Annotated in this window: 8 protein-coding genes; all 8 read right to left on the minus strand. The window is 31.3% G+C overall.

Going from position 1 to position 9866, the window contains the following annotated elements; all coding sequences use genetic code 11:
* Positions 1-155: 155 nt before the first annotated feature.
* Positions 156-332 carry a hypothetical protein gene (locus tag LN736_RS18385; protein ID WP_179977730.1) on the minus strand — a complete coding sequence of 59 codons (177 nt, stop codon included), beginning with the start codon at positions 330-332 and terminating at the stop codon, positions 156-158.
* Between the two features lie 233 nt (positions 333-565).
* Positions 566-2584, minus strand: coding sequence for an ATP-binding protein (locus tag LN736_RS18390; protein ID WP_150358684.1), 2019 nt, complete (start codon positions 2582-2584; stop codon positions 566-568).
* A gap of 245 nt (positions 2585-2829) precedes the next feature.
* Positions 2830-5112 carry a hypothetical protein gene (locus tag LN736_RS18395; RefSeq protein ID WP_229982182.1) on the minus strand — a complete coding sequence of 761 codons (2283 nt, stop codon included), beginning with the start codon at positions 5110-5112 and terminating at the stop codon, positions 2830-2832.
* 219 nt (positions 5113-5331) lie between these two features.
* A complete protein-coding gene (locus tag LN736_RS18400) occupies positions 5332-6720 on the minus strand; it encodes a cell wall-binding repeat-containing protein (protein ID WP_150358686.1) in 1389 nt (462 codons plus the stop codon).
* Between the two features lie 264 nt (positions 6721-6984).
* Entirely contained in the window at positions 6985-7485 is a 501-nt protein-coding gene (locus LN736_RS18405) for a putative toxin-antitoxin system toxin component, PIN family (RefSeq protein WP_150358687.1), read from the minus strand.
* Positions 7476-7796, minus strand: coding sequence for a hypothetical protein (locus tag LN736_RS18410; protein ID WP_150358688.1), 321 nt, complete (start codon positions 7794-7796; stop codon positions 7476-7478). The genes LN736_RS18405 and LN736_RS18410 overlap by 10 nt, the downstream gene beginning before the upstream one ends.
* A 136-nt stretch (positions 7797-7932) precedes the next feature.
* Complete coding sequence (locus LN736_RS18415; RefSeq protein WP_229982183.1) at positions 7933-8727, minus strand: 3'-5' exonuclease; 795 nt, start codon at positions 8725-8727, stop codon at positions 7933-7935.
* Positions 8728-8799: 72 nt separating this feature from the next.
* On the minus strand, positions 8800-9866 hold a 1067-nt coding region (locus tag LN736_RS18420), incomplete at its 5' end, for an RNA-guided endonuclease InsQ/TnpB family protein (RefSeq protein ID WP_229982184.1).

Raw genomic sequence — 9866 nt, forward strand, 5'->3', positions numbered from 1 at the left:
TTTGTATCTAAATCCATTTATTTTACCTCATTTATATATTTACCACTGATTTTAGAATACATCATATATAATAATTCGTCAAGTAGTTATTATTTTAGGAATCGAACCTAAAATAACAAGGACTATTCATCTCCCACTTATAGAAGATAAGAGAATTACGTCCTTTTTGTTAAAATATCTGAATTTAATTCTGAAATCTTAGTATTTTGGAATTTCAAAAGCTCATTTTGTAACTCTATTTTCCTATTTTTCTCTTTTATCTGGGATGATAAATTTAACATATACAAACCATTCTGTTCTTTCTTTAATTTTGACAACAATGCATTTAACATAAAAAATTCCACCTTTCATTTTTTGTCGGCCACACGGCCAATACTAATCGTTACCTTTACAGGGTATTTGCTAATTCTCTATATACTTAATATGTGGTATTTTAAGGCATAAAAATAAGGAACTACTTGTTTTTAAGTAATCCCCTGTTTTTTCTCTTGCACGTTAACAGTATTAAAAAATTACCTTATATACCTTATAGATGGAACATAGTATATACAACTATTTTTCTCAATTATTTAAAAAGTTTATCAAATAATATTCGATTTCTTTTTTTTGCATCTTCTAATAATTTTTCATATGAAATTATTTCTATATATGCATTTAAATTTTTCGAATCATTATATCCAAAGAACCCCATTCCATCTGGCGTTTTTGTTAATGTAGCATTTTCTGCTTGTTCTACAAGGTTAGGGGTTATATCCGCAATAATATATAAATAAAAAGGTGAATTTTCAGCGATGATTATATTCCTACCATTTTTATCTTTGGCATTTCCTTTTCTTATATTTCTTGTATATTTTAAAACTTGATTTATTGGATTTTCTTCATCTGTATAATCATCTCTCATAGGCCTTTTAAATTCTATAATTGTCAAAGCATTATACGGTTTACTATCTTCATCACTTAAAGCAACTGCATTATCAATTACTAAAATATCTGCACGATCATCTGTATTTACACTAATATTCTCAATATCTTTCATCTTTATATCAGAAGCCAAATAATAATGATATGCTAAACGCTCATCTATCAACCATAAATTATGATTTTCATAATCAATATCATCCGATATAGTTTTCATAGGAAAAATCAAATTATGAATATAAGATTCCAATACATACTTACGATCGGCGTTTATATTCAAGGATTTTTCTAATAAATCTATTACTATTTTTCGATGTATTATATACTCTGCTAATGTAGATTTACCTAACTCATTTTCCTTTTCTACATATTCTTCATATTTTCTTTTATATTCATCTATATTTTTTATATTTTTGACTTTATTTTTACTTAAAAATTCCTCTCCTTGCTTTTTAACTTCATATTTAAACTTTTGTTGAATTTTAAATAATTCCAAATCCAAATCTTCTTTTTTTATATTACGCTTAATATTAGATATTTCTTTTTGCTTATGTTTTAATAAAGGTCTATATTCCGGTCTTTCTCTTTTTATATAAGCCTCTATATATTCTCTTTTTTCTTTTTTTATAGGATCTAAATACTGTTTCAAATGATTCGATATAGTACTTACAACTTCAGTTTCTATATCCTTCTTTGTTATTTCATATTTATTTAATAAATTTGCTTCCAGTAAACTATAATTAAAATTAGTTCTTTCATCGTTAACTATATTGTCAAATAATTTTCCAGATACATATGCAGAATATACAAAATCTCTATCACCGTCATTTATCTTTCCATTTAGATCTGGTATTAATTCATTTAGAGGCTCAGTTTTAACTTCCCTAGAATTAGCACAATAATGAACTCTATTTTTATTATCATCAGATTCAAATAACTTGATATGATATATATGAAACTTATTGTTTTTAACTTCAAAATTTTCTTCTTCCATATTTATAGATAAACTTTCTTTAAACTTCTTTTTTAAATCAATCATTCCAAAGTTATCCTGAATAATTACCCTAGGTGAATTTTTTTGAATAAAATATGCTAGACAATGCTCTATTATTTTCATGCCTATTTTATCCTTAGTCTTGGGAAGCTTACTGCTATACTCATCTTTCATATTTTCTAGCCTAACTTCTGTAAATAACTCATCTTGCGTATATTCATCTTTCAAATTTTTAATAGGATCACTATCTAAAACAAAAGAAAAAGATCTAATTTTCCTTTTATTATTTTTATCAACATATACACTTCTTACACTTATATCGGTAAAAGTCTTTAACCAAGTAAATCTTCCTATTCCTTTTCCACCTTTTTGCTTTTTATAAGTAGAATCTGAAGTTAAAAAAGAATCATAATTTTTATCATTGAATCCTATTCCATTGTCTCTAATTATGAAACCAATTATTGGATAATTCTCTTCTTTATCCTTATTTTCAAGTGGTTCTTGTCTCATATCTCTTAAAATATTAATAGCGATCTGTTTATCATCATTGATCTCATTTAGTTCTTCAATTGACTGAAATGAATTCACTATAGCCTCATATAATGGTAATAATATATCATTTTTAGTTATTCTCATTTTATCTACTCTGCCTATAATATCAACTTTAAACATACTATAACCTCTCTTATTTTCTGTTTAAATTAAAAATCGGATACATTATGCACCCGATAATAACATATTGACGAAAAAGTTTATCATTCATAAATTGTGAATTACGTAACTTAACCAAACAGGCTGAACTTATAATCCACTTTTTTATTACCAATATTATACCATAGAATTTAAAAATTATACAGATAAAATTTTACATAAAAAAGGAATTGCTTAAAATAAACAATTCCTTTTTGCTTATATCTCTATCCTATAGGTGTCGTATATATACCCTGATATATGTTTCCCCTTATATCAAGCTTAACCGTAGTATCTGCTGTAATATAGCCATTTGTCTCAATAGCATGGATTTTAATTATATATGGATCTCTTATCCTAACACCGTTGTCCTTTATAGTTACCGGAGTGGTAAGAGGTACATCAAAATCCACTTTTTCAGTATTATATTTCCATATCTGCCCATCAGTATACCTTGACGAAAATGTTGGAGTTGACTGAATATACCATTCCATATAAGGTGTAATAGGGACTAAATTCGTATTGTCCTTTAAGGCGCTGTTAAGTCCTTTTCCTGTTGTATGGCTGATTTCATCCGGGAATATAAATTGCAGCCTCTGTGCTGAAAAATATTGTACTGGTTTTCTGTATATGGTACCCTTGTAATCCTGGCGGTACTTCCAGTGGGACACCCAGTAATCATCATCTCTGTGATGCACCCAGTGCCCAAAATCGTGAGATTCCTCTCCCCGACCATATAAAATACCATAGAATCCGTCTCTATTGTAAATAACAGTGCTTGGCGTATGATCATCCTGCCATCCCCGGCTGTCGGTTATAGGATATCTAAAATCATCTGAAGATGTATTTACAGTGAAGGTAACACGTTGACCTTCCTTGGCTATTGTTGCACCCGTATCCGATGCCTTGTGGGGTTCATTCTTTCTATACCATGCAGCATCAACGGTAGCTTTAACTGTAAGTACAGAGCTTTCATCACCATAGATTTTATCCTTTGCGTCGGAAATAAGCTTGTAATAGGCAACTAATGTTGTACTTTTGCTTATTGCTACATTTCCACTATTATCTGGCGTCACATTATCCCCATCTAGGACACCCCAGTGGTCAAATTCCCAGTGGCTTTGCTGTGGTGCTTGTGTACTAGGAGTCTGTGTAACCTTAAAGTTAGCTTTCCCATTTACAAGTTGCTTATTTTCCGTTACACTACCATCTTGACTTGCCTTTCCATCAAGAGTGACTGTGCCCGCATCCTTTGGACTTACCCTTACGGTGAGGTTTACTAAGCCATTTCCTGTTGTCGATGGCACAAGTTTAAAACCTGCTGTGAAATATTGAAAAACTATCTGACCTGTCGATGGATCGCAAAGATAAATCTTTAAATATTTCTCTTTTTGCTTATCTTTCTCATCTCCAGTTGGTGGATTATCTTTGTCAAAACCGCCTATAACTAAAGCTGGCATACCAGACTGTACATTTGTCTCTGCCCGTGGATTAGAATTGCCTATTTTATTGGATAAGGCTAATTTTACAGCACCGGTGAAATCATTACTCTGCAGCTTCTGGGATATAGAACTTACAACACTCTCACTCACAGAATTATCAGCACTTAAAGAATAATATTTGCTTAGATTATTCTCAGGTTGCTCTGGGAAGTCATAGACATTACTTGGCAATTGTGCTACAAACCTGGCAGTTTGGGCATAGTTTGTACCACCTATTCTCACCATATCGGTGCCGGTAGTACCTATACCTGTCAAATTATCAAATGCTGCAGGCCCCTGATTGGTGCCTGTCCCCCCGAGGAAGATTGCATGTTTTGCTTTCATATTAGACAATTTTCTAGCTAAACTAGAATCTTGCGAACTAGATAACAGAATTGGATATTTAGAGCCATATAAAGTGGCAATAGCTTTAGCGTCTCTGAGATGATATACAGATTCCGTGGATATAACATATGCTCTATCGTTTCCTTCAGGAAACAGCAAATTAGTAAAATCAACCGAATCTTCCTCCTGTGATGCCTCGCTGGAATTGCCTACCTCTGAATCGATAAACGGTCCGTATGTGCTGTTGTACCAGGCTGATACCTTCTTTTGCCCATTAGAATCTGTAAACATTGTATTATCTAGATATAACTCTTTGTTAGGAATTTGGGGATCTGAAGGGACTTCAGGGATCGAAGAATCTCCGATAGGCTTACCATCTGACAAGGAATTTATCACAGTATAGGAACTATAATTCTTATCATATAGATCCATGTATACTTGTACAACGTGAGTGTTTTTGTTACTATCTTGACTTTCAGGGTTATTTTTAACAGTCCTTGCAAAAATCTTATCTAAGCCTTTTATTAAAAATCCATCAGATTTATAGATATCCCAATTTCCATTCCTCCCATAGGCGGCTGTTTTGCTGCCTACTACATTAGCAACTGCAACGGTCGCAATACCTACACATACGAAAAATGCCAGAAGTCTTCTTCTCACATTTTTTTCTTTCAATTTTATCATTTATATAACATACCTCCTTTCTCCATTTATACTTTCACTATATCCCGAATTCACTGTTATAAAATTTGATTATTTCTTGTTTATTTTCATGGTGAAAATTTTGGTTATAATTTATTTTTTTAAATAAAGGAAAGGATAATTGATAAAATTTTCTTCAAAAAAATATAACCAGCTTTAAATTTGAAGCTAGTTATACCCATACCATATAGTTTAATATATTTAATTAGTTCTAGATATTATTTGTCCATCAGCAATTACTGTTGTATTTTTTAATGACTTTAAAGAATCCAAATCATATTTACAGTTGTTTAAATGTAAATACTCTAAATTATGCAAATTGGTCATATAGTCAACATTACTAATAGACCCACCATTCATTGTCAAAACCATTAAATTTGGGAAATATTTAAGATCAATTAAATCATTATTATCATTTAATGTTAGATTTAACACTTTTTTAGCATCAGCAAGAGTTACATTAGTTTTACCAAGTGCTTTCTCAACATCCTTCTTCAAGTTTTCATCAGTAAAAGGTACCTCATCAGAGTCTTTCAATCCGTCGGGATTAGATGGAATGTCCTTGTTAAATATAGCAGATATCTTTCCAGGCAAACCATCGGAGATTACACCCGTTCCTCCAAGAAATATAGCTGAGGACAATACATTTTCAAGAGGTTCTATAGTATATGAAAAATCAGTTCCATTGCTTAATACTAGAACATAGCCCAGTTTTGCAGCCAGGGCACTTCCCGAAAGTGCATCTGGGAAAATCGTATCGCTGGCAACAGCTATTCCATGAACATTCTCCAATTTCGTACCTTTTTCAAGTTCAGATACGCTGTTATAATTGTCTATTAAAAACAGTGAAGGATTGTTTTTATAATAGTCACCTAAATGTACTACCTTATCGCCACCAACTACTTCTATGCTCCGAATATTTTTGTTGCTGGCAATTAAATTCGCAACTTTGGAATTTATTGTATTGCCATCTGAAAATAATATTGGTGCATCAGCTGAAGCAGCTATACTAAGAGCATATTGAAATTGTTGCCCTGTAGTTAAAATTGCGCCAGTATTGGAGCTTGGATATTTGGCCCACAATTGTTTTGCTATCTCAATTGCAGTTTCATACCTGTCCTTTCCTGCTATTCTGGTAACAGTGTAACCTTTAGCTTTTAAACCATTCTCTATATTTGATGAAACAACACCCGTACCACCAAGTATATATACATTTTTAGGTGAAAGCCTTGTTATTTCCTCACTTATGTTGTCTGGCAGTGCGGCTGCTCTGGTTAAAAGTATTGGTGCATCATAGCTATGTGCAAGTGGTGTCCCTGCTATAGCATCTGCAAAGTCAGCATCGTGTTCTGCACCAGCTATAAATACCGTATCAGCCTGTCTCCACCCATATTGGGATATCTTTACGGAAGTGTCATACCTATCCGTTCCTCCAAGCCTTATTACATTACTGCTGTTTGAAGCTTGTACCGTTTGTGTAGTCTGTGTATTCGCCTTTGCAACATTATTTCCCGCAAATTTAGCCGTTCCCAGAAATGACACACATACGGCTGCTGCTACCACTATTGACATTAATTTTTTACTTTTCATATCTTACCTCCAAAATAGTCACCACTTGATGCTATTATTTTCCGTCACCCTATGATTTTATTATACTATCCTGCTCTGACCGTATCAAATGAAAACAGGATACTACAACACATTTTTATTTTATTACAGAAAGAGTTTTAGAAAATTTGATAATAATTTGGCTTTTTCCATGGTTAAAATTCGGGTTGTTTTTTGCAATATAAAAAGACCTGAGATTTTTCTCTCTAAGTCTATATTAATTTTAACCTAATATACGAATTTTCTTTATCTTCGCATCATATTTATAAAATTATTCGGATTATATATCTCTATTTGTTTTCCAGTACAAGTCTTTATTTGTTTATGATACACACACTCAAAATGCCTATCATTTTTTGTAATTATGATAGGACAATCCGAATCTATCGCCAAATTTATAATTTTATTATCTTCTGGATCTTCAATACAGAATTTACCTCTTGAACTAACATTAACAATCTTTGAATTATTTATAATCATTTCACATACATCACTATAACAATCATATAGAGTTGCCATAAGTTCCTCGACTACTGAATCAATAAATCCTTTTTGGTTTAATGTTTTTATCAAAGCATTTATTACAACTTTAGAAGGTATAAAAATATATTCCTTCAATAATCCCTTAGACATAATAGGAGTTATATCCTTTTTACGAATCAAATGTAATATTTCCCAGCAATCCTCACAATTTAATTGATCAAATATTGCATCTATTAATATATTGGTATCAACTATTACTTCCATTCACTACGCATTTCCTTTATTGCTTTATTTATATCTTCCTGATCAATATTTAATAAATCTTTTAAACTCTTTCCCACTTTTTTTAATTTTAGCATTTGATTATATTCATCATTTATATTTTTTTCTCTGTCAATTACATTTTCCATATGCTTATCCCCCTTGTTTTTTTGTCGCTCATTATTGAGCATATCACTATTAATTGTCTTATTACTCTTAATATTATTTCCTTCATTAAGTAGTATTTTTTGTTTATTTTCTTTGGATTTATTTTTTTTGTTGCTATTATTAGATAGCATATTTTTTTTATCCATTAAATACATCTCCTTATATTATATTTGACCATAATATAATTATAAAACATTTGGGAAATATATCCAATGAATTTTATAACAAAATATATTCTACTTTCTTTTATTAAAACACATTTTTGGGACAAGTTCAATAAAATCAAATATATTTTTTAGCACTTTCTATCCAATTTTTTATTTGATTATTACTTTCATTTTTTATCTCCAAAATTATTTTATTTTCTAAATTCTTTTGTCCATCAATAGAATTATCTTTAAAATTATCACTATTTTCATTTTCTAATTTCATAGAAAATGAAATATTACTATATGTTTCTGAATTATCAAATTTAATAACATAAGATGAATTAATATTATCTATCTTAATAATCTTGCCAGCACCAAAAGATTTATGAATTATCCTATCACCCACATTGAACTGAATATTATTGTTTCTATTGAGAATATTTTCAGAGTTAGTTATAAAATCATTTGCATTATCAATAAAATTTTCTTCTAATTCTACCACATAATTTAGATACTTTTTATCTATATTGAAAATGAATCTTGATGGATATTTATAACTTCCGTCACGATTAATACCTTCCGCATCGCTTAGAAATAATGCATTTTCTGCTCTAGTAAATCCTACATATGCCAATCTACGTTCTTCTTCCATCTTTTCTTTTGTATTTGTTTTCCTACTTGGAAATATTCCTTCATTAAATCCACAAATAAAGACATATGGAAATTCCAATCCTTTTGCTGTATGAATTGTCATCATTTTTACCTTATCCCTATTTTCCTGAATATCTTCGTTAGTATACAATGATACCTGTTGTAAATACTCCTCTAATTTAGTTTCTTCACCCGCACTATTTTCATATTCAGTAATTGAATTTTTTAATTCAGGTGAACTACATCTCCATTGAAATGGAGAGCTTCGGATTCCCAATAAACCCCATGATAGAGCTCCACCGATACATCTCCGGGGTATCCAAACCCACTACTGCTGGTATAGATTTCTCTATCCTACACAGTCTGCATTGTATATTTTGTTATTTTCCTTATATAAGCCCCTGTATTTTCTATTAGATCTTTCGGCATATTCCTTTGATACTTCTTTTACATTTGGACTGCACTGACTTGAAAAGCTTTCTTCCTGCTTTTCTATAGAAATACCTCTATCTTCAGCTTTATAGGTTATTTTATCTGTCAGCCTTTTGTAGAACCATTTATGAAACTTTTGATTATTGACTTTTCCAAAGCTTTTATTTTCACGTATGTTTGTTATATCACCTACAATGATTTTGCATACATTATGTTTTTCAGCTGTTTCTACCACTTTCTTTGCTGCTGTATGCAGTACGTGATTTACCTGCTTGGCTCTTTTCTCATAAAGTTTTCTTACTCTCTTACTTTTCTTCGGGTGTTTTATACCTTTAGAACTTTGCTGTGCATCTGAAATTGACTGATAATAAGATATTTTTTTATCGAAGTACCTATTTATACTTAAAAGCTGTCTTCCTGATATGATGAAGGTTTTTCCTGTTGATATATATGCTGTAACAAGGTTGTTCACCCCCAGGTCGATACCCATGTAAATACCATTGTTCTCTTTTAATTTGACATCCTGTTTCTCTACTATGATATTTAAACTATATTTTTTGTTATTTGGCAGGGGTATGATTTCCACTATCTTTGGTGCGCCTGCAATTTCTTTGCCGGCAGGCATTTTTAAAAACAGATACCTGTCTGTAATGCTGTACTTTTCTTTCAGGTATATTCTCAGTTTTTTAGGCAGCGACAGCCTTAAAGTTCCGTCCTGCAGTACAAAACCTTTATTGAGATATCTTATATTGAAATTTGAGTGTTTGAATTTAGGAGGTTTAGGATTTTCTATGACTCCTGTTTTCTTCAGTGCGTAGAAGGACTTCCAGCTGTCACCCAGCTGTTTCAATACTTCCTGTGCCGTCTGAGAAGGGAGGCTTTTATACCAAAAATGATCCTTTAAAGCTTTTTTCTGCCTGTACCAACTTGGATATTCCAGACCACTTTCTTTAGTCCAGTTTTTTCTCTCATAGTTTGCCACAT

Origin of the sequence: Clostridium aromativorans, from assembly GCF_020908015.1 — a bacterium.
Classification (GTDB): Bacteria; Bacillota; Clostridia; order Clostridiales; family Clostridiaceae; genus Clostridium_B; species Clostridium_B aromativorans.